The following is a 20,147-nucleotide window of genomic DNA, read 5'->3' on the forward strand; positions in this document are numbered from 1 at the left end:
TAGCGGGGGCCGCCTATGCGGGCGCGGAGTATGACATGGCCATGTTGCTGCTTCATGACGCGTCCCGCGCGGAGCCGAAAACCGTTCACACGTGCAACTAGCCGAGCTTCAGTGCCGCGCGCACTTGCGCCTTCGCATCGGCAAAGTCGCGCTGAAAATCCGGATTGGCCATCAGCGCCGCCGCGACGAGCGTTCCGTCGATGCGACCCGCTTCGACATCGCTCGGATAGTGGACGCCGTCGAGGACGCGGTTCATGCCGAATTCGCGCCCACGCGCGAATAGCGCATCGCGCTTCCCGGGGACCATTTGCGCGAGCAGGATCGCGCACAGATAGCCGAAGGTCGCATGACCGCTCGGGTACGAGTGGTAGTCGTCGCCGGGCCGCTTCGGCACGATCGGTTGCACGTCGCGGCTCGCGATGAAGGGCCGCGCGCGGCTAAAGAAATGCTTGCCGCCTTTTGCGACCCGCTCGGCATCGTGATCGACGGCTTCGAACAGCGCAGCGGTTTTCGGCAGACCAGCTTCGTTGAAGTCCGGTCCGAGCACATCCGCGAAACGGAACACGGACTTGGTGGCGCGAGCAGCACGCCAAGCGGAATTTGACGGGCGTCGAGATAGCTCGCCTCCGCGGACGGTGCGGCGTAACTCGCCGTATGAATGCGCGGTGTCCACAAACTTACAAACCTGAGCGCGTCGCGTAGCGTCAGTGCGGATCGCGCTGTTGTGGGGCATCCGTAATAGCAACTTTAGATTCGTAAGATACCGATCACTTCGCATTAACGGACGGTTGATAGCATCCCGCCTCGTTCGACTCCCAGTTCATCGCCCCACTCGCGAAAGGATGCTGCACCATGCAACGGGTTAGTTTTCCCCTTAGAAAGAAGCCGCTGACGCAATTCGTTCTTGCCACACTGTGCGCGGCCGGCGCGCAGATCTCGCATGCCCAGACCTCGGGCGATCTCGGCTCCGTGCAAAGCACGGCCGTCTCATCATCGAACAGCGGCACGGCCACCAGCACCAACGTGCAGTCGGCACCGGCACAGGCGCCTTCGCAAGGCTCGCTCACCGCAACCCAACCGCAGTCGGTGGTCAGCCGGCACTACATCGAAAACAGTACCGCTCCGACCGCGAACTACAGCGAGATCGTGCAGATCGCGCCGAGCGTGTCGAATGTTGCTCCGAACGGCTCCGGCCTGATGGAATCGCAGAGCCTGTCCATTCGCGGCTTTCAGGACGGTCAGTACAACGTGACATTCGACGGCATCCCGTTTGGCGATACCAACGACTTCACCCATCATTCGACGTCGTTTTTCTCGAACCGGGTGCTCGGCAATATCGTCGTCGACCGCGGTCCCGGCGACGCTTCGCAGATCGGCTTCGCCACCTTCGGCGGAACGATCAGCCTGCAGTCGAGGGATCCGTCGGCATCGCCGGCATTCTCGGTGCTCGGCTCGTACGGCAGCTTCGACACATGGCAGGCCGGCGCCGAGTTCAATACCGGCTATCTGCAGCAATGGGGCGATGCGCGCGCAATGGTCGGCTATGCGCAGAGCAGCAGCGACGGTTATCTGACCAACGCGGACCAGCGCCGTCAGAACGTCTACTTCAAGCTCGACAAGCCGATCGGCGACAACACGCTGCTCACGCTGTTCGCGACTTACAACAACATCCACCAGAACGTGCCGCTCGGCGCGACGGCCGCGCAGATCCAGCAGTTCGGTCCCAACTTCGGTCTTGGCGCCGACCCGACGAGTCAGGCCTATGCCGGCTACAACTTCGACAAGATCAACACGGACTTCGAATACATCGGCGTGAAAACGAAGGTCGCCGAGTGGGTGATCGACAACAAGCTCTATACGTACGGTTACTACCACAACGGCTTCAACGGACTCGACCCGAACGGTGAAACGCCAAACGGCACGATCTTCGGCCCGAACAACGTGCCGGGCCAGGAAATGAACAACAACTACCGCGCGTTTGGCGACGTCCTCGCGCTCGAGCGGCAGCTCGGTCCCGGCAAGCTGCAGACCGGCATGTGGATCGCGCACCAGTCCAACTTCCGCGACAACTTCAATGTCGATTCGTCGCTGAACTTCGCGTTCATCTCGCAGAACTTCACGATGAACGACACGATGCTGACGTTTCAGCCGTATCTGCAATACGCCTGGCAACTGCAGAACGGTTTGACGATTACGCCGGGACTCAAGTACGTGTCGTTCAACCGCAGCATCGATACGCCGATGAACCAGAAGACCGGTGAGCCGCTCGATTTCAGCCACACGTGGGACAAGGTACTGCCGTCGTTGACGCTGCACCAGCAGATCACCCCGCAATGGAGCGCGTATGCGCAGTACGCGCAGGGCTTTCTCGCACCGAACCTGAATGTGTTCTATGTCAACGATCCGGCCGTTTCGGGACAACCCGATCCGGAACAGACCGACAACTACCAGATCGGCACGACGTACAAAACGGGGCGTCTGACCGTCGCCGCCGATCTGTACTACATCAACTTCCGCAACGCGGTGACGAGCCGCACGGTCGGCAACAACGTGATCTTCTCGAATGCGGGTGGTGCGACCTACAAGGGCGTCGAAACCGAAGCGACCTTGTCGGTCGGCGACGGCTTCAGCCTGTACGGCAATCTGACCTTCAATTCGGCAAAACAGAAGAGCACCAATACGTGGATGCCCAACGCGCCGCAATCGACGGCCGCCGCCGGCGTGCTCTACGAACGCGGGCCGCTCAACGGTTCGTTGCTGATGAAGTTCGTCGGCCATCAGTATGGCGATACCGGCAACACCCAGCCGATCGGCGGCTATGCGATCACCAACTTCGCCAGTTCGTACACGTTTGCCCGACTCGCACCGTGGACGCATGACACGCGCCTCGGCTTCCAGATCGACAACCTTTTCAACCGCACCAGCATCAATGCGCTGGCCGGCTACACCGCCGCGGACAACACACCGCTTTACTGGACCATCCCGGGCCGCGCGTTCGTCGCGACGCTGTCCACCGATTTCTGAACGGAGCTTCTTTCATGACTGTCGATAACCTGCTGCACCTCGCGAACAATTCCGGTGGCGTGTTGTATGTGATTGCCGCCATGCTGTTCGTTGCCCTGACGATCATCATCGAGCGCTCGTGGTTCCTGCAGCGCGCATCGAGCGGCAGCCGCGCGGTGCTCGACCAGGTCGACCGCCTCGAACAACTGAACGCCGCCTCGCTGACGGCATGCGCCGAACAGTTTCAGGCGCTGCCGATGGCGAGCCTGCTGAAGGTCGCCGGCCGGCTTGCCGGTCAGACGTCGCGCGATGAGCTCGATGCGTGTCTCGACGAAGCGATCATGCGCGAAGCACCGAACATCGACCGCTTCCTGTGGGTGCTCGACACGATCGTCACGCTCGCGCCGTTGCTCGGTCTGTTCGGCACGATCGTCGGTATGTTCAACGCGTTCCAGGTGCTGTCGAATCCGGGCAACGCACCGACCCAGGTTACGGGCGGCGTGGCCGAGGCACTCATCGCGACGGCGTCGGGTCTGTTCGTCGCGATGATCGGCCTCGTGTTCTTCAACGGCCTGCACAACCGCGTAAGAGGCGTCGTCCATCAGCTCGAAACCGTGAAGGCGGTGCTCGTGAACCGGCTTGCGGCCAGAGCGCATGAGTCGGTCAAGCCGGTGCATGAAGTGCCGCGCCCGGTGGTCGGCAAATTCGCCTCGCAGGGAGTCTGACGATGAAGTATTTCGAGGCGCGAAAGGCGCGCATCGAGATCATCCCGATGATCGACATCATGTTCTTTCTACTGGTGTTCTTCATCATGATCACGCTGCACATGATCCCGAACGCGGGGCTGCGCTCGCAGCTGCCGTCGAGCGCCACGGCGCAAGCGCTGCCGCCGCCGCAGGTCACGGTAACGCTCGCGACCGACGGCAGTCTGTCGGTCGACGGCCGCACGCTGAGCCTTGCGCAATTGACCACCCTGCTCGCCGCCCGCACGGACGTCGCGCATACGGTCGTGACGATTGCCGGCTCGAAGCAGGCGCAGATCCAGCACCTCGTCTCGGTGATGGACGCGTGCCGCGCCGCTGGCGTATCGCAAATCGCGCTCGCCGCGCAGCCCGTGGCGAACTGATATGGCAACCGTACCCGCCTGCGGGATCGTGCAGGAACGAACGCGCCTATTGCCGGCCGCCGCCATCGCGCTCGTCGCGGAAGCGCTGGTGCTCGGCGCGACGATTGCGCTGCTCACGCATACGACCCGGGTGTCTTCCGTGTCGCATGAAGCGCCCCCAACACTGCTGACGCTGGCGGCACCGGCTCCCGCGCCGCAACCGCCGCAGCCGCCTGCGAAGCCCGTGCCGCCTCCCGCGCGGCCGGTCGTACCCGTGCGCCATGCTGCGCACACGCCCGCGAAGCCCGTGACGGCCGCGGTGCCGAAGCGCGTGCCGACTCCGGTGCCGGTGCAGCCCGCGGCGACACCGACCGAGCCGCCATCCGCGCCCGCGCCGCAACCGCCAGCCGAGCCCGCGCGGCAACCGCCCGCACCCGCTGCGGCGCCGGTTGCTGCCGCGCCTACGCCAAGCTTCGAGGGTGCGCTGCGCGCGGCGATTCAGGCCGCGCTGCGCTATCCCGAGTCGGCCCGCATGGCTGGCATGACGGGCCGCACACGCGTCGCGTTCCGGTATCGCGACGGCGTCGTGTCCGACCTCAGCGTCGTGGTGTCGAGCGGTATCGGACTGCTGGACCGCGCAGCGCTCGCAGCCGTGCGCGACGCCGCTTATCCGAAACCCGAGTCCGCATTCGTGGGCAAAACGCTCTCGGAGCAATTGTGGGTCGACTTCAAACTCGACGACCACGAATGATGATCCGCTAACGCCCAACCGCACGAGGGACGTCATCCGCCCACCGGAGTGGCGTCCCTGTTCCCAATCCATCCGCAGTACCAGTAAGAATCTACTCAACGTGAAACTGAAAAATATCCTGTCCGCCTTGATCGCCGGCGGCGTCGCTTCCCTGCTCGCGCCGTCGAACGTCCATGCGGCGACGGGCGCCAACGCCGATCAATTCGAAATCGCGAAACGCTATGGCCTCGAAGGCGGCGAGCGTTGGGATTACGTGGCGTACGACGCTGTTCGCCAGCACCTCTTCATCAGCCGCGACACGCACGTGCAGGTGATCGATACGCGCACCGGCAAACCGGTCGGCGAGATCGCCAACACCGACGGCGTGCACGGCTTCGCGTTCGTGGAGGACCTCAAGCTCGGCTTCGTCACCAACGGCCGCGCCAATACGGTGAGCGTCGTCGATCTCGACACACTCAAGGTCGTCGACAGCATCAAGGCCGCGGGCCCCGACCCGGACGGCATCCTCTACGTGCCGGCCTTGCGGCGCATCTTCGTGAGCAATGGCCACGACGGCAGCGTCAGCGCGATCGACGTCGCGACGCGCAAGGTGGTCGCCACGATGAGCGTGGGCGGCAAGCCGGAGGCGCTCGCGGCGGACAGCCACGGGCACGTGTTCGTCAATGTGGAAGATCGCGCCGGGATCGTCGAGATGGACGGTCGGTCCGCGACGGTGCTGGCGCATTGGCCACTCGCACGGTGCGAGTCGCCGACCGGACTCGCGATCGATCCGGCGAGCGAGCGCCTGTTTTCGGTTTGCGCCAATCACCGCATGATGATCGTCGATGCGACGTCGGGCCGTCGCGTGGCCGAGGTGCTGATAGGGGGTCACCCCGACGCGGCGGCTTTCGATCCGGCCTTGAAGCTCGCGTTCAGTTCGAACGGCGCGGACGGCACGCTGACGATCGTGCATGAAGACGATGCGGACCATTACACGGTCGCGCAGAACATGCCAACGCTGGAAGGCGCGAAAACGATGGCGCTCGATGAACAGCAGCACCGGATCTATCTGGTATCGTCGAAGTTCGGCGCGGCCGACCCGGCCACGGCTGCCAATTCTCATCCGCGCGCGACGGTCATCCCCGGTACGTTCGAAGTGCTCGAGGCGCAGCTCAAGGCACGCTGACGCGCGGCATCGACGCACGGCCGCCCGTTGATCGCGGCGGCGCGTCAAACATCGGTTCGCCTAGATGAGGCCGTGCGCGACGCCGCTCGGTATCGCCCAGCGCTCGCTGTCGTTCGACACGCCGAAATCGGCGGCCCGTAGTGAAACGGTGGCCGAGCAGGCCGTCGCACGCTTTGCGCTGGCGCGCGCGAGGATGCGCTGCTCGTGCACATAGAAGAATTCGAGTTGGCGCGCGTCGGACGCTTTTCGTTGGAGCTCGAACACATCCTCGAGCACGCGCCGCGACACATGAAAACGCTGAAGTCCGCGGCCAAGCCGGATCTGAAAGACAACACCGTCGCTGTTATGCGGCACCGCTGCCCAGATAAGCGGAATGCTACTCATAGAGCCCCCGTAACTGGATCTTCATGTCAGGACCATTGACGATTTCATCGTCGCACGGATAAACGCACGGCGCGACTTGTCAAAATTAAACAAGGTTGATTTGACGTTTTCACCACAGTGGCAGGTGTTGCGACGCGACGCCCCAGCGAATCCTTACTCGACAGCAGTCCGTCGCTTGCGCCGCGCGGTCGTTCGTCGGGTACGATGCAATGCGGCCCGATTTAATTTGCGACGCTTCTCGCTGATTTTTCGGTGGCCGGCCATGCAGAAGAATCATTCGCTTTTGCGTCGGGAATCCACACGCAAGGAATATGCGTTGGCTCGTTTGCGTCTTGCCACGAGCCGCCTTATGCGCGCTGAGTCGGAAGCTGAAAAGACACTCGCCACCTGCTGGATGAAGGCGTGGGCAAGCGTCATCGGCGATGCGCAGTTCCCTAAGCTTCCTTACCGACCGGCCCCACCCAAAGCGAGGCGGCGCTCCTCGCCAAGGCCCCGCGATTGACATCTGCCGTCGCTCGAACTGAATGGCGACGCGGCGACATCGTCGCGCACTCCAACCCCATTCATTGACCGTATGGTTCGCCACCTCACAGACCGTCTACGCCCTCTGCTCGCATGATCGCTTCACGACGCCTTCGAGCGTTCGCGACAAACAGAGCAATAAAGAAGAGACGACAAAACGGCGAGCGCGTCCCGCAACGATCGGGTTGCCCCGCCGCTCCGGGGGTACCCATGAAAGCTGGAAAGGTAATCTGGGTAGTGGCTTTGCCGTGTCTGATCGAAACGTCGCATGCGCAGGAGGTCTATCTGCAAGGCGGCACGCTGGGCATCGGGGTTGGCGCGGCGTGGAGCGTCACGTCGTGGTTCGGCGTGCACGCGGACTTCAACGCGATCAATTTGTCGCACAACTTCGAGGTTGGCGGCAATCGCTACGAAGACGGCATACGGCTGCGTCAGGGCGGTCTCTACGGCGATTTCTTTCCGTGGGCCGGCACCGGCTTTCGCGCGACAGCAGGCCTGCGTCTGACCGACAACGAAGTCAGCGGCAACTCGGTTCCGACCAACGGCATGTACGTATTCGAGGGCAAAGCCTCGCCGGCCTTTCCTGGCGAGTACGCGACGGCGACCGCCCGATACCCGACCGCGATGCCCTACCTTGGCATCGGCTATGGCCTGCACCCGGGAGCCAAAGGCTGGGGGCTCGTGGTGGATCTCGGTGTCGCCTACGGCATTCCGAAGACCTCGTACACACTGTCGCCGGCACTGTCGCAGGCCGCGGGAGCGGAGATGAGTCAGCAGATCATCGACACCGGATTGCAGCAACTGCGCGATAAGGTCTCGCCTTATCGATGGTATCCGACGTTGCAGATCGGCATTTCTTATCGCTTCTGAGGCGCAGCGCACGGAAACCGTCGCAGTACTATAAATTTGCGAAGGACTTTTCACATTCCGATTGCATAAAAAAACAAACGAAAGAAAGCGCGATACGACCTTCGCTTTTTCTGGTTATTTATCGAGATGAAAAGATATGCAATGATCGCCGCCGAATCAGCGGAGCATGTCTGAACCTTGCGCCAGCATACGTTCCGGCAACCCCACGGCCCATTGCTTTTTCATTGAACCGATAATGACCACCTTTCTGTTCGATCTGCTGTCGAACCTCGCCTTGTTCGCCATCGTATCGATGGCCTGTCGACTGTATAACCGGTTTGGGTCGGGTGCCGCGCTGAGCGGCCCTGCGATTTTCATCGTGATCGCGCTGACCGCATGCGTGCTCGACGGCTTGTTGACGTTTGTCGTGTTCGCCGACGCGCAGAACCGCTATGGACAATTCGCCCTGCCGACGTCGTTTCTTCAGCGTGCTGGCGCGTATGCGCTCGCGATCGTGATCGCGTTCTCGTGGCATCGGATGTCGAGGCGCCGGCGCGCCGTGAAAAGCGACCCGGACAACGCGGTTGTCATCCAGACGTCACCGTACTCCGAATCGCGGCTGCGCATGTGAGCCCGGCACGCCCCGACCGGCTTTTCATGTACGCCCCGCCATGTTTCATCTCTGTATTGCCGCCGCGAGCAGGGCAGGAACGGTCCTTGCGCATGCGGGCGCCGTCGGCTATAACTCCCGAAGACCGCGCGTTGTGGGTCATGGCACCACCGTCGTTCAATCCGTTGATGGCAACCTATAACGAGGAAACATCTTGGATATCGAAACCGTACGTGCATTCGTCATGACCCGTGGCATCGACATCGGCACCAAGGTCATCGGCGCAATCGTGCTGTGGCTCGTCGGCCGCTGGATCATCGGGCTGATCTCCAACCTGTCGCGCAAGCTGCTCGCACGCAACGGCCGGGTCGACCCGACACTCGCCCACTACCTCGCGTCGATTCTCGCCGGGTTGCTGAACCTGCTGCTCGTCCTCGCGATCCTGGAAATCTTCGGTGTGCAGACGACGTCGTTCGCCGCGTTGCTCGCCGGCCTCGGCCTCGCGATCGGTACTGCGTGGGGCGGCCTGCTCGCGCATTTCGCGGCCGGCGTGTTCATGCAGGTGCTGCGGCCGTTCAAGGTCGGCGATTTCGTCATGGCCGCGGGCGTCACCGGCACCGTCACGGAGTTGGGCCTGTTCGGCACCACGATCGTGACGCCGGACAACGTGACGACCATCATCGGCAACAACAAGATCTTCTCCGACACGATCTCGAACTACAGCGTGCTGCCGTTCCGGCGCGTCGAGCTGACCGCGAAGATCGCCAATGGCGTCGATCCGACCGATGCGATCGCGCGTTTGAAAGCCGCCGTCGCGAAGATTCCGAACGTGGCCGAAAACCCCGCGCCCGATATCGAGGTCTTGAGCTTCACGCCAGAAGGACCGCTGCTGTGCGTGCGCCCTTACTCGTCCAACCAGAACTACTGGCAGGTCTACTTCGACACCAATCGCGCGATCGTTCAGACCTTCAAGGAAGCCGGCTATCCGACGCCGGAAACGCCACTCGCACCGCGCGCGATCACGCGCGATTTGATCTGATCGAACCTCCGCGCGCACCCGACACGGGGCGTCGGCATGGCGGCATGAAAAAAGGCGTCGCGAGATTCGCGACGCCTTTCGTGTTTTCAAGGCCCGAAATACCGCAAACAACTCGTCATCAACGCGTACTCGCGTTCGCGCCATTCTTGCGCAGCATCTTCCACAGCGCGCCGAGCACGATCGGTACGATCGCCGCGCCGATACCGACCAGCACGATCACGTTCAGATACTGACGGATGAACGGGATGTTGCCGAAGAAATAGCCGAGCAGTGTCAGCAGCAGCACCCACAACAGCGCGCCGACGACGTTGAACATCTGGAAGCGGCTCCACGTCATCGACGACGCGCCCGCGACGAATGGCGCAAACGTCCGCACGACAGGGATGAAACGCGCGAGCACGATCGTCTTGCCGCCGTGTTTCTCATAGAAGTTGTGCGTCTTCTGCAGCGCGGCGCGATCGAGAAAGCGCTCGAGCACCGGAATGTGCGTATTGAACACGCGCGGTCCGATCGCGCGGCCGATCAGATAGTTGGTCGTATTGCCCGAGACCGCCGCCACCAGCAGCAACAGGATCAGCAGTCCGAGATGCATCTGCCCGGTTGCGCAGAACGCGCCGCCGATGAACAGCAGCGAATCGCCCGGCAGAAACGGCAGCACCACGAGCCCCGTTTCAGCGAACACGATCGCGAACAGTACCGCGTAGACCCAGGCGCCGTACACCTGAATGAAGTCTCCGAGAAACTTGTCGATGTGCAGGACAAGATTGGCGAAATGTAGCAGCGTATCCAAGGAACGTCCTTTTAAACCAGTGTATGCGTAGAGGGAAAACGGCCACCGCGCGACCCTGCAACAGGCGCAGCGAGCGGCGGGCCGACCGCTGCGAATTGACCGCGACATGATACCGAAAGTGCCTCGGGTCGAATGAAAATCTGCTGGTTCGGCGTCTGCTCGGGCGGCGTACGCCGAGTCGCTATAATTTCGCCATGTCCGAATTCTCCGAAACGCCTGCGGGCACCGCGGCCACGGCCGCACCTTCCGACGCCTCCCGCGCGGCGCCCGTGCCGCGTCCGTTGCGCGCCATCCAGCCGCTCCCCGATCAATTGATCAGCCAGATCGCCGCAGGCGAAGTGGTCGAGCGGCCGGCGTCGGTAGTCAAGGAGCTGCTCGAGAATGCGCTCGACGCGGGCGCGCAGACGCTGCGCATCCTGCTCGACGAAGGCGGCGTCAAACGCATCTCGATCACCGACGACGGCTGCGGCATCCCCGAGAACGAACTCGTGCTCGCCTTGACGCGCCATGCGACCAGCAAGATCCGCTCGCTTGCCGAGCTCGAAGCGGTCGCGACGCTCGGGTTCCGCGGCGAAGCGCTGGCGTCGATCGCGTCGGTCGCGCAGATGAGCATCACGAGCCGCACCGCAGATGTGCCGCACGCGGTGCGCATCGACGCGGAAACCGGCGTGCTGAGTCCCGCCGCCGGCACCCAGGGCACGACGATCGAAGTCCGCGAGCTGTACTTCAACACCCCGGCACGCCGCAAATTCCTGAAAAGCGAACAGACCGAACTCGGCCACTGTCTTGAACAGATCCGCCGCGCTGCGCTCGCGCGGCCGGACGTCGCGATCTCGGTGCTGCACAACGGCAAGGCTGTCGAGCACTGGAACGCGAGCGAGCCGCCCGCGCGGGTTGCGAAGATTCTCGGCGAGACGTTCGCGACCGCCCATCTGCCGCTCGGCGAATCCGCCGGTCCGCTTGCGATCTACGGCTGCGCCGGTCTGCCGACCGCGAGCCGCGGTCGCGCCGATCAACAGTATTTCTTCGTCAACGGCCGCTTCGTGCGTGACAAGCTGCTCACGCACGCGGTGCGCGCCGCGTATGAAGACGTGCTGCACGGTGAGCGTTATCCGTCGTACGTGCTGTTCCTCGATTTGCCGCCCGAAGGCGTCGACGTGAACGTACATCCGTCGAAAATCGAGGTGCGTTTCCGCGATTCGCGCTCGATCCACCAGTTCGTGTTCCATGCGGTGCAGCGCGCGCTCGCTCGGCACGCGGGCGCGTCGCCTGAAACGACGGCGGGCGGGCATGCGGCGCACCTGGAACCGTCGGCCGGCGGACCGGCTTCATCTGGTTCGACGCCGCCGGGTGTCACAAGCGGCGTAGCCGACGGCATTGGCGCGGGCGCCGGTCTTTCGAGCGGCGCGGGCTTCGGCGCGGGAAACCGCGGCGTCCTTGGCGGCGGCAGCGGCTTCAGCAGCTTCGGCGCCCCGGGCGCCTCGCAGCCTGGCAACACGTGGATGCGCCAGGCACGCATGACGCAAGGCACGCTGCCGGTCGCGCAACCGCTCGCCGGTTACGACGCGCTGTTCGGCCGCAAGGATCCGCTTGCCGGCCGGGTCGAAGGCGCGTCGCTGTTCGAAGCGCGCGACTCCGCAACCGACACGACGTCGCCATACGACGCAGCGCCGTTCGCGCCGCGCCCGGCTTCCCCCGCATTCGACGCCACCGACGACCAGCCGCTCGGCTTCGCGCTCGGCCAGATCCACGGCATCTACGTGCTCGCGCAGAACCGCCAAGGGCTCGTAATCGTCGACATGCATGCGGCACACGAGCGCATCCTGTACGAGCAGTTCAAGAGCGCGCTCGCCGACCGCGCGATCGCCGTGCAGCCGCTGCTGATCCCGCAGACGATGCAGGCCGATCCGGTCGAAATCGGCACGGTCGAGGAAGAGCGCGATACGCTCGATGCGCTCGGCTTCGACCTCGCGGTGCTGTCGCCGACCACGCTCGCGATCCGCGCGGTCCCCGCGCTTCTGAAAGACGCCGACCTGCAAGCGCTGGCGCGAGCGGTGCTGTCCGACCTGCATGCATTCGGCGGCTCGCGCGTGCTGACCGAGCGTCAGCACGAACTGCTCGGCACGCTCGCGTGCCATCACGCGGTGCGCGCGAACCGGCGTCTGACGCTCGACGAAATGAACGCGCTGTTGCGCCAGATGGAAGCGACCGAGCGCGCCGATCAGTGCAACCACGGGCGTCCAACCTGGTATCAGCTGACGCTGGCCGATCTCGATCGGCTGTTCATGCGCGGGCAGTAACGGCGCTGCGTTTCGATCACACCGTTGCGCCGCGCGCCCGCTTGCCCATGACGTCACACCCTACCCCCATCCCGTGCCTGCTCGGTCCGACCGCGTCCGGCAAGACCGCCGCCGCGCTCGCGCTCGCCGCGCGGCGGCCGGTCGAAATCATCAGCGTCGACTCGGCGCTCGTCTATCGCGAGATGGACATCGGCACCGCGAAGCCGACCGCGGAAGAACGCGCGGTCGCGCCGCATCATCTGATCGATATCGTCGATCCGGCCGACTCGTACTCGGCCGCGCAGTTTCGCGCCGATACGCTGCGGCTCGTCGGAGAAATTCATGCGCGCGGGCGGCTGCCGCTGCTGGTCGGCGGCACGATGCTTTACTACAAGGCGCTCACGCAGGGGCTCAACGACCTGCCCGCCGCCGATGCCGAAGTACGCGCGAGACTCGACGCCGACGCCGCCCGCGACGGCTGGCCAGCGCTTCACGCGCGGCTCGCCGCGCTCGATCCGGTCACGGCCGCGCGTCTCGCGCCGAACGATTCGCAGCGCATCCAGCGCGCGCTGGAAGTGTTCATGCTGACCGGCCAGCCGATGTCGACGCTGCTCGCCGCGCCCGCGCGCACCGACGACGCCGCATCGGCACGCTTCGTGCCGGTCGCGCTGGAGCCGTCCGAGCGTGGCGAGCTGCACGCGCGCATCGAGCAGCGCTTCGATTCGATGCTCGCGCACGGTTTCGTCGATGAAGTGGTGAAGCTGCGCGCGCGCGGCGACCTGCTGCCCGAGATGCCGTCGATGCGCTGCGTCGGGTATCGGCAGGTGTGGGAATACCTCGATGGCGCGGTCGACTATCGGACCATGCGCGACAAGAGCGTCTTCGCGACGCGGCAACTCTGCAAGCGGCAACTCACGTGGCTGCGCAGCATGCCGGAAAGACAGGTGGTGGATTGCTGCGATCCGCACGCGACGGCGCGGGTGGTGGAGTTGATCGAAACGCTGGTTTGAGGCGCCGATCAGCGTGGTGGAATCGGAGGGACGTTAAGCGGGAATTTGAAGCGGGAAATGTGAAGCAAAGGATTCGAAGCCCGCGTGGCGCACCATTGCGGCACGCCACGCGAGCCCTCGTCAATCTTTAGACCACGACCGTCTGCGCTTCACCCGCTGCGCTTTCACGGACCGTGCCGATCTTCCAGACCTGCTCGCCCGCCGCGGACAGCAGACCGATCGCCGCTTCGGCATCCGCGGCCGACACGATCACCGCCATACCGATACCGCAGTTGAACACGCGGTGCATTTCCGCATCGGCGACGCCGCCGTGCTTCTGCAGCCACGTGAACAGCGGCGGCAGCGGCCATGCGCGATGGTCGAGCTCGGCCGTCAGGCCTTCGCGCAGCACGCGCGGAATGTTCTCGACGAGGCCGCCGCCCGTGATGTGCGCCATACCCTTGACCTCGATCTGCTGCATCAGCGCGAGCAGCGGCTTCACGTAGATGCGCGTCGGCGCCATCAGCGCGTCGGCGAGCGTGCGGCCGTCGAAGTCCGCGTTCAGATCGGGATTGGCACGCTCGATGATCTTGCGCACCAGCGAAAAGCCGTTCGAATGGATGCCGCTCGACGCGAGCCCGAGCACCACGTCGCCCGACGCGATCTTGCTGCCGTCGATGATCTTGCTCTTTTCCACCGCGCCGACCGCGAAACCAGCCAGGTCGTATTCGCCGTCCGGGTACATGCCCGGCATTTCCGCGGTTTCGCCGCCGATCAACGCGCAACCCGACAGCTCGCAGCCGTGCGCAATGCCCTTCACGACGGTCGCCGCCGTGCCGACGTCGAGCTTGCCGCAGGCGAAATAGTCGAGGAAGAACAGCGGCTCGGCGCCCTGCACGAGGATGTCGTTGACGCTCATCGCGACCAGATCCTGGCCGACCGTGTCGTGCTTGTTCAGCTGGAACGCGAGACGCAGCTTGGTGCCGACGCCGTCGGTGCCGGACACGAGCACCGGTTCCTTGTACTTCTTCGGCACTTCGAACAACGCGCCGAATCCACCGATGCCGCCCAGCACGCCGTCGCGCAGGGTCTTCTTGGCAAAGGGCTTGATGGCGTCGACGAGGGCGTCACCCGCATCGATGTCCACGCCGGCGTCGCGGTACGACAAACCTTGGGCCGAATCGGTTGAATGCTCGGCGGATTTCGGTTGATTCATGGGGAAAAGCTCGAAGGTCGGTAAAATGCGATTTTACCCGATGCTGGTCGCCTGACTGGAATTCACGCGTTCCGACGATATCCTGGAAACGACATTGCAACACGACACCCCGATTCCGGCGCCGCCGACCCGCGCAATTGCGCCAGCCGTGCTTCGCGACGCGCGGCCTCACGACCCGGCGAGCACGCTTCACGACAACTGAGCGCCTGGCAATCTTCCAGGCCCCGAGGTCCGGGCCACTCGCGGCCTGAGCCTCATTTTCGGCATTAACCTACTGTGCTTCGTCAACTGACGCTCGATCTCGGCACCCCGCCGCCATCGACATTCGACAATTTCTTCGCCGGCGCGAACGCCGAGCTGGTCACGCGCCTGCGTGAGCTCGACGACGCGCTCGCCTCCGGACCGGTCGCCGATCGCACCTTCTACATCTGGGGCGAAGCCGGCAGCGGCCGCACGCACCTGCTGCAGGCGCTCGTGCACGAAGCGCCGCCGGGGCATGCGCGCTTCGCCGGGCCGCAAAGCAGCCTCGCCGCCTTCGGCTTCGATCCGCGCGTCGCGCTCTATGCGATCGACGACTGCGACGCGCTGTCGGCCGCGCAGCAGATCGCCGTGTTCAACCTGTTCAACGAAGTGCGCGCGCATCCGACCAGCGCGCTTGTCGCCGCGGGCAACGCGGCGCCGATCGGCATGACTGTGCGCGAAGATTTGCGCACGCGCCTCGGCTGGGGACTGGTGTTTCACCTTGCGCCGTTGCCCGACGACGCGAAGGCCGCGGTGTTGAAACGCGCGGCGCGCGAGCGCGGCATCATGCTCGCCGACGACGTACCGGCCTACCTGCTCACGCACTTTCGCCGCGACATGCCGAGCCTGATGGCGCTGCTCGACGCGCTCGACCGCTTCTCGCTCGAACAGAAACGCGCGGTCACGCTGCCGCTGTTGCGAACGATGCTCGCGTCGCCCGACCCCGCCGCCGCGCCGGGTTCACACGCCGCTCTTCCCGCTTCAAGTAAAATAGGCGCCCATGGCTAACCTTGCACTCTTCGATCTCGACCACACGCTCATTCCCACCGACAGCGACCACGAATGGGGCCGCTTCATGGTGAAAAAAGGCATGGTCGACGCCGAAAATTTCGCCCGTGAAAACGATCGCTTTTACGCCGACTACAAGGCCGGCAAGCTCGACATTCACGCTTATCTGATCGCCATGCTGACGCCGCTCGCGAAGTACACACGCGCGCAGCTCGCTGACTTTCACGCGCAGTACATGCACGAGGTCATCTCGCCGGCCATCCAGCCGGTGGCGCTCGAACTCGTGAAACAGCATCGTGAAGCGGGCGACCTGTGCTGCGTCGTCACCGCGACCAACGAGTTCATCACGCGGCCGATCGCGCAGGCGTTCGGCGTCGACACGCTGATCGCGTGCGAGGCGGAGACCGTCGGCGGGGAGCCGCACGGCGCCTACACCGGTCGCCCCACCGGCACGCCGAGCTACAAGGAAGGCAAGATCGTGCGCACCGAAATGTGGCTCGCGTCGCTCGGCAAGAGCTGGAGCGACTTCGAGCACAGCTATTTCTATAGCGATTCGCACAACGACATCCCGCTGCTCGAAAAAGTCACCGATCCCATCGCGACCAATCCGGACGACACGTTGCGCGCCCATGCGCAGGCCAAAGGCTGGCGCATCCTCGAACTCTTCCAACCCTCGTGATCAAGAAACTCATCCGCAAGCTATTCGGCCAGGACACGGCGACCGCTGACGACACGCTCTCCGCCGCCGCCAGCGTCGACGGCAATGCCAATGGCAAGCCGCCGGCGCGCGGCAAGTCCGTATCCGGCACGACCGCTTCCGGCACGGCCGCGCGGCCGCGCCGCAAGTCCGCAGGTGCCGCTGCTGCCGCGCAAGCGCCGCGCGAGCCGGACGTACCCGTCATCATTCCGCACGACGTGCACGGCATCGACCCCACGCTGATCTCGCGCAATGCGATCCGCGTGACCGAGGGCCTGCAACAGGCGGGCTTCCGTGCGTTCATCGTCGGCGGCGCGGTGCGCGACCTGCTGCTCGGCGTCAAGCCGAAAGACTTCGACGTCGCGACCGACGCGACCCCCGAACAGGTGCAGAAGCTGTTCCGCCGCGCGCGCATCATCGGCCGGCGCTTCCAGATCGTGCACGTGCAGTTCGGCCAGGAAATCATCGAGACCTCGACGTTCCGCGCGCTGGTCGATCCGCCCGCGGCCGACGCGCCGCCGCCGAAGCGTCTGAAGCGCGACGAGCTCGACCGCCGCACCCACGCGGTCGATGCGAGCGGCCGCGTGCTGCGCGACAACGTGTGGGGCGAGCAGCACGAGGACGCCACGCGCCGCGACTTCACGATCAACGCGATGTACTACGATCCGGCCACGCAAACCGTGCTGGACTACCACAACGGCATGGCCGACATGCGCGCGCGCCTGTTGCGCATGATCGGCGACCCGGCCACGCGCTATCGCGAGGATCCGGTGCGCATGCTGCGCGTCGTGCGCTTCGCCGCCAAGCTCGACTTCGACATCGACGACGCCACGCGCGCGCCGATCGAGAAGATGGCCGATTTGATCAACAACGTGCCCGCCGCGCGTCTGTTCGACGAAATGCTGAAGCTGATGCTGTCGGGTCACGCGCTCGCGTGCCTGAAGTGGCTGCGTCAGGAAGGCCTGCATCACGGGCTGTTGCCGCTGCTCGACGTCGTGCTCGAGCAGCCGACCGGCGAAAAATTCATTTCTCTGGCACTCTCTAACACAGATGCACGCGTGCTCGCCGGCAAGCCGGTGTCGCCGGGCTTCCTGTTCGCGACGCTGTTGTGGCACGACGTGCAGCAGCGCTGGCAGAAGTTCGAGGCCGAAGGCGAGTATCCGGTGCCCGCGTTGCATCGCGCGATGGACGAAGTGCTCGACATGCAGACCGAAAAGCTCGCGATCCACAAGCGCTTCTCGGCCGACATGCGCGAGATCTGGGGCCTGCAGCTACGCCTCGAAAAACGCTCGGGGCGCAGCGCGCTGAAGCTGCTCGAACACCAAAGATTTAGAGCGGGGTATGATTTCCTCCTGTTGCGCTGCGCATCGGGCGAACTCGACGAGTCGGTCGGTGCATGGTGGACGGAGTTCATCGAAGGAGACGTCGCCGCGCGCGAGACATTGCTCACGCAAGGCGGGAAGGACCGGAGCCCAAGAAAACGACGGCGGCGCGGTGGCGCCAGAAGCCGCAAATCAGGTGACGGAGTGGAGGGCGGCTCGTCCGCCGAACGCACGGACAACGACGCGGGCCTCGAAGGCTCGCACGAAGACTGACGCGGCGTTCGCGGAAAAGCCGTCACAACGATAGCTGCAGGAAGTTATGCCATGACGGTTGCTTATCTCGGCCTCGGCGCGAATCTCGGGGACGCGCGCCAGACCCTGAAAGACGCGGTGGTGTGCCTCGCACAACAGCACACCATCACCGTGCTCGCCAAATCGAGCCTGTATCGTACTGCCCCGATCGACGCGGGCGGCGACGACTATTTCAACTGCGTCGTGAAGCTGGAAACGACGCTCCCCGTGCGGCATCTGCTCGCGCTGTGCCACAAGATCGAGCATCAGTTCGGCCGTGAGCGGCCGTTCCGCAATGCGCCGCGCACGCTCGATCTCGACATCCTGCTGTATGGCGATCAATCGATCGACGAAGCCGATCTGATCGTGCCGCACCCACGCCTCGTCGAGCGCGCGTTTGCGCTGGTGCCGCTCGTCGAGATCGACGCGGCGATCGTCATTCCGCTGCATGGCCGGGCCGCCGCGTTGCTCGACAGCGTGAGCGATCAGCGCATCGAGAAAGTAAAGTCGCCCTGCCAGTGCCCGATGCTCAACGCGCTGACCGGCAATTCCGCCGAGAAAGGCCGTTGCGAATGAGTTCGCCGCCGCTCACGGTCACCGCGCCGCAGCTGCGCCCGCCGTTCGGCTATATCGCGATCGAAGGGCCGATCGGCGTCGGCAAAACCTCACTCGCGCGGCGCCTCGCGCAACGCTGGTCGATGCACGAACTGTTCGAACGCTCGCAAGACAATCCGTTTCTTGAACGCTTCTATCGCGACACCACGCGCTACGCGCTACCGGTGCAGTTGCACTTCGCGCTGCAACGCGCGCAGCAGGCGCAGGAAGTCAGCGCCGCACAGGCGAGCGGCACGCCACTGATCGCCGACTTCATCACGCAGCGAAACGACATCTTCGCGCGTCTGACCTTGCAGGAAGACGAGTGGCAGTTGTACCGCGCGCTTGCCGTGCGGCTCGACGTCAGCGCGCCGGAGCCGGACTTCGTCGTTTATCTGCAGGCGAGCCCAGAGGTGCTGTTCGCGCGCATCCAGAAGCGCGCGGTGCCGATGGAGCTGCAGATTTCCGATGCCTATCTGCGCGCGCTGTGCGACGCGTACAACGAATTCTTCTACCACTACGACCGCACGCCCGTGCTGACGGTCAACGCCGAACACCTGAATCCGCTCGACTCCGACGCGGACCTTGCGCTGCTCGCCGAACGCATCGAGACGATGCGCGGCCGCAAGGAATTCTTTGTCAAAGCCACATCGCTGTAAGCGGCGCGGCTAGTTCATTTTCTTCACTGGATTGACCATGACTTATTTGCAGGAAGCGAGCCGGAGCGCGATCACCGTGCCGAAACTGCAGGCAATGCGCGACGCTGGCGAAAAGATCGCCATGCTCACCTGTTACGACGCGAGCTTCGCCGCGCTGCTCGATCGCGCGGGCGTCGACGTGCTGCTGATCGGCGACTCGCTCGGCAACGTCCTGCAAGGCCAGGCGACCACACTGCCGGTGTCGCTTGCCGACATCGCGTATCACACGGCGAGCGTCGCGCGGGCGCGGCCGTCGGCGCTGATCGTCGCGGACCTGCCGTTCGGCACCTACGGCACGCGCGAAGACGCATTCAGGAGCTCGGTCGAACTGATGCGCGCGGGCGCGCAGATGGTCAAGCTCGAAGGCGGCGAATGGCTCGCCGACACGGTGCGGTTTCTGGTCGAGCGCTCGATTCCGGTGTGCGCGCATGTGGGTCTCACGCCGCAGTCGGTGCATGCGTTCGGCGGCTTCAAGGTGCAGGCCAAGACCGAAGCGGGCGCGAGCCAGCTGCTGCGCGATTCGCTCGCCGTGCAGGAAGCCGGCGCGCAATTGATCGTGATGGAAGCGATCCCGTCGCAACTCGCGGGCGAGGTCACGCAGCAGCTGCGCATTCCGACGATTGGTATCGGCGCGGGCCTCGGCTGCTCGGGTCAGGTGCTGGTGCTGCACGACATGCTCGGGATTTTTCCTGGCAAGCGACCGCGCTTCGTGAAGGATTTCATGCAGGGACAGCCGAATATTCAGGCGGCCGTCGAGGCGTATGTGCGGGCGGTAAAGGACGGCACGTTTCCCGGCGCCGAGCACACGTTCTGA

General features: G+C 64.4%; 20 protein-coding genes. 16 read left to right on the forward strand and 4 right to left on the reverse strand.

The window, feature by feature from the left end:
• Nucleotides 1-97: 97 nt before the first annotated feature.
• Nucleotides 98-565, reverse strand: a complete 468-nt coding sequence (locus tag OKW38_RS16335; protein ID WP_429362322.1) for an acid phosphatase — start codon at nt 563-565, stop codon at nt 98-100.
• A 287-nt stretch (nt 566-852) separates the two neighbouring features.
• Here OKW38_RS16335 and OKW38_RS16340 point away from each other — a divergent pair, with 287 nt between their 5' ends.
• The 5 genes from OKW38_RS16340 (at nt 853) to OKW38_RS16360 (ending at nt 6,024) form a co-directional block, all read left to right on the forward strand.
• Nucleotides 853-3,024 (forward strand): TonB-dependent receptor, encoded by a 2,172-nt coding sequence (locus tag OKW38_RS16340; protein ID WP_429362324.1) that lies wholly within the window; start codon nt 853-855, stop codon nt 3,022-3,024.
• Nucleotides 3,025-3,038: 14 nt separating this feature from the next.
• Nucleotides 3,039-3,728, forward strand: a complete 690-nt coding sequence (locus tag OKW38_RS16345) for a MotA/TolQ/ExbB proton channel family protein (protein ID WP_429335783.1) — start codon at nt 3,039-3,041, stop codon at nt 3,726-3,728.
• 2 nt (nt 3,729-3,730) lie between these two features.
• On the forward strand, nt 3,731-4,129 hold the full coding sequence (locus OKW38_RS16350) for an ExbD/TolR family protein (RefSeq protein WP_090803146.1): 399 nt from the start codon (nt 3,731-3,733) through the stop codon (nt 4,127-4,129).
• A gap of 1 nt (nt 4,130) precedes the next feature.
• Nucleotides 4,131-4,859, forward strand: coding sequence for a TonB family protein (locus tag OKW38_RS16355; protein WP_429362325.1), 729 nt, complete (start codon nt 4,131-4,133; stop codon nt 4,857-4,859).
• 100 nt (nt 4,860-4,959) lie between these two features.
• On the forward strand, nt 4,960-6,024 hold the full coding sequence (locus OKW38_RS16360) for a hypothetical protein (RefSeq protein ID WP_429362326.1): 1,065 nt from the start codon (nt 4,960-4,962) through the stop codon (nt 6,022-6,024).
• Nucleotides 6,025-6,084: 60 nt separating this feature from the next.
• On the opposite strand, the gene OKW38_RS16365 is transcribed toward OKW38_RS16360, so the two are convergent.
• On the reverse strand, nt 6,085-6,408 hold the full coding sequence (locus OKW38_RS16365) for a hypothetical protein (RefSeq protein ID WP_429362328.1): 324 nt from the start codon (nt 6,406-6,408) through the stop codon (nt 6,085-6,087).
• A gap of 732 nt (nt 6,409-7,140) precedes the next feature.
• Between OKW38_RS16365 and OKW38_RS16370 the strand changes: the two genes are divergently transcribed.
• The 3 genes from OKW38_RS16370 to OKW38_RS16380 all read left to right on the forward strand — a co-directional run bounded on the left by OKW38_RS16370 (nt 7,141) and on the right by OKW38_RS16380 (nt 9,428).
• A complete protein-coding gene (locus OKW38_RS16370) occupies nt 7,141-7,800 on the forward strand; it encodes a hypothetical protein (protein WP_429362330.1) in 660 nt (219 codons plus the stop codon).
• 235 nt (nt 7,801-8,035) lie between these two features.
• Complete coding sequence (locus OKW38_RS16375) at nt 8,036-8,410, forward strand: hypothetical protein (RefSeq protein ID WP_429362332.1); 375 nt, start codon at nt 8,036-8,038, stop codon at nt 8,408-8,410.
• 193 nt (nt 8,411-8,603) lie between these two features.
• Nucleotides 8,604-9,428: a mechanosensitive ion channel family protein gene (locus tag OKW38_RS16380; RefSeq protein ID WP_090803136.1), complete on the forward strand. Its 825-nt coding sequence runs from the start codon at nt 8,604-8,606 to the stop codon at nt 9,426-9,428.
• A 118-nt stretch (nt 9,429-9,546) separates the two neighbouring features.
• On the opposite strand, the gene OKW38_RS16385 is transcribed toward OKW38_RS16380, so the two are convergent.
• A complete protein-coding gene (locus tag OKW38_RS16385) occupies nt 9,547-10,218 on the reverse strand; it encodes a VTT domain-containing protein (protein WP_176078921.1) in 672 nt (223 codons plus the stop codon).
• Between the two features lie 194 nt (nt 10,219-10,412).
• On the opposite strand from OKW38_RS16385, the gene mutL reads away from it, so the two are divergent.
• Together mutL and miaA are read left to right on the forward strand one after the other, a co-directional pair.
• Entirely contained in the window at nt 10,413-12,518 is a 2,106-nt protein-coding gene (gene mutL / locus OKW38_RS16390; RefSeq protein WP_429362333.1) for a DNA mismatch repair endonuclease MutL, read from the forward strand.
• A 47-nt stretch (nt 12,519-12,565) separates the two neighbouring features.
• The gene (gene miaA, locus OKW38_RS16395; RefSeq protein ID WP_090803133.1) at nt 12,566-13,507 is read left to right on the forward strand and encodes a tRNA (adenosine(37)-N6)-dimethylallyltransferase MiaA; all 942 of its coding nucleotides are present in this window, start codon (nt 12,566-12,568) and stop codon (nt 13,505-13,507) included.
• Nucleotides 13,508-13,634: 127 nt separating this feature from the next.
• Here the strand turns inward: miaA and purM are convergent, their stop codons facing one another.
• Complete coding sequence (gene purM / locus OKW38_RS16400) at nt 13,635-14,702, reverse strand: phosphoribosylformylglycinamidine cyclo-ligase (protein ID WP_429362335.1); 1,068 nt, start codon at nt 14,700-14,702, stop codon at nt 13,635-13,637.
• Between the two features lie 276 nt (nt 14,703-14,978).
• Here purM and hda point away from each other — a divergent pair, with 276 nt between their 5' ends.
• From hda to panB, 6 genes are read left to right on the forward strand one after another with little or no spacing between them, the layout of a single operon-like run.
• A complete protein-coding gene (gene hda, locus OKW38_RS16405; protein WP_090803130.1) occupies nt 14,979-15,731 on the forward strand; it encodes a DnaA regulatory inactivator Hda in 753 nt (250 codons plus the stop codon).
• Nucleotides 15,724-16,410, forward strand: coding sequence for an HAD family hydrolase (locus OKW38_RS16410; protein ID WP_090803128.1), 687 nt, complete (start codon nt 15,724-15,726; stop codon nt 16,408-16,410). The genes hda and OKW38_RS16410 overlap by 8 nt, the downstream gene beginning before the upstream one ends.
• The gene (pcnB, locus tag OKW38_RS16415; protein WP_090803126.1) at nt 16,407-18,023 is read left to right on the forward strand and encodes a polynucleotide adenylyltransferase PcnB; all 1,617 of its coding nucleotides are present in this window, start codon (nt 16,407-16,409) and stop codon (nt 18,021-18,023) included. The genes OKW38_RS16410 and pcnB overlap by 4 nt, the downstream gene beginning before the upstream one ends.
• A gap of 51 nt (nt 18,024-18,074) precedes the next feature.
• Nucleotides 18,075-18,617 (forward strand): 2-amino-4-hydroxy-6-hydroxymethyldihydropteridine diphosphokinase, encoded by a 543-nt coding sequence (gene folK, locus OKW38_RS16420; protein ID WP_090803125.1) that lies wholly within the window; start codon nt 18,075-18,077, stop codon nt 18,615-18,617.
• The gene (locus tag OKW38_RS16425; protein ID WP_090803123.1) at nt 18,614-19,294 is read left to right on the forward strand and encodes a deoxynucleoside kinase; all 681 of its coding nucleotides are present in this window, start codon (nt 18,614-18,616) and stop codon (nt 19,292-19,294) included. The genes folK and OKW38_RS16425 overlap by 4 nt, the downstream gene beginning before the upstream one ends.
• A gap of 37 nt (nt 19,295-19,331) precedes the next feature.
• Nucleotides 19,332-20,147: a 3-methyl-2-oxobutanoate hydroxymethyltransferase gene (panB, locus tag OKW38_RS16430; RefSeq protein WP_184034424.1), complete on the forward strand. Its 816-nt coding sequence runs from the start codon at nt 19,332-19,334 to the stop codon at nt 20,145-20,147.

It is taken from the genome of Paraburkholderia sp. MM5496-R1, assembly GCF_050436205.1.
GTDB classification, from domain to species: domain Bacteria; phylum Pseudomonadota; class Gammaproteobacteria; order Burkholderiales; family Burkholderiaceae; genus Paraburkholderia; species Paraburkholderia tuberum.

Bases quoted from the DNA above. Each gene is read 5' to 3' on its own strand.
- OKW38_RS16340 (WP_429362324.1), top strand. From the start codon at position 853: ATGCAACGGGTTAGTTTTCCCCTTAGAAAGAAGCCGCTGACGCAATTC.
- OKW38_RS16375 (WP_429362332.1), top strand. From the start codon at position 8,036: ATGACCACCTTTCTGTTCGATCTGCTGTCGAACCTCGCCTTGTTCGCC.
- miaA (WP_090803133.1), top strand. From the start codon at position 12,566: ATGACGTCACACCCTACCCCCATCCCGTGCCTGCTCGGTCCGACCGCG.
- OKW38_RS16355 (WP_429362325.1), top strand. From the start codon at position 4,131: ATGGCAACCGTACCCGCCTGCGGGATCGTGCAGGAACGAACGCGCCTA.
- folK (WP_090803125.1), top strand. From the start codon at position 18,075: ATGACGGTTGCTTATCTCGGCCTCGGCGCGAATCTCGGGGACGCGCGC.
- purM (WP_429362335.1), bottom strand. From the start codon at position 14,702: ATGAATCAACCGAAATCCGCCGAGCATTCAACCGATTCGGCCCAAGGT.
- OKW38_RS16350 (WP_090803146.1), top strand. From the start codon at position 3,731: ATGAAGTATTTCGAGGCGCGAAAGGCGCGCATCGAGATCATCCCGATG.
- OKW38_RS16370 (WP_429362330.1), top strand. From the start codon at position 7,141: ATGAAAGCTGGAAAGGTAATCTGGGTAGTGGCTTTGCCGTGTCTGATC.
- OKW38_RS16365 (WP_429362328.1), bottom strand. From the start codon at position 6,408: ATGAGTAGCATTCCGCTTATCTGGGCAGCGGTGCCGCATAACAGCGAC.
- mutL (WP_429362333.1), top strand. From the start codon at position 10,413: ATGTCCGAATTCTCCGAAACGCCTGCGGGCACCGCGGCCACGGCCGCA.
- OKW38_RS16425 (WP_090803123.1), top strand. From the start codon at position 18,614: ATGAGTTCGCCGCCGCTCACGGTCACCGCGCCGCAGCTGCGCCCGCCG.
- OKW38_RS16410 (WP_090803128.1), top strand. From the start codon at position 15,724: ATGGCTAACCTTGCACTCTTCGATCTCGACCACACGCTCATTCCCACC.
- panB (WP_184034424.1), top strand. From the start codon at position 19,332: ATGACTTATTTGCAGGAAGCGAGCCGGAGCGCGATCACCGTGCCGAAA.
- OKW38_RS16345 (WP_429335783.1), top strand. From the start codon at position 3,039: ATGACTGTCGATAACCTGCTGCACCTCGCGAACAATTCCGGTGGCGTG.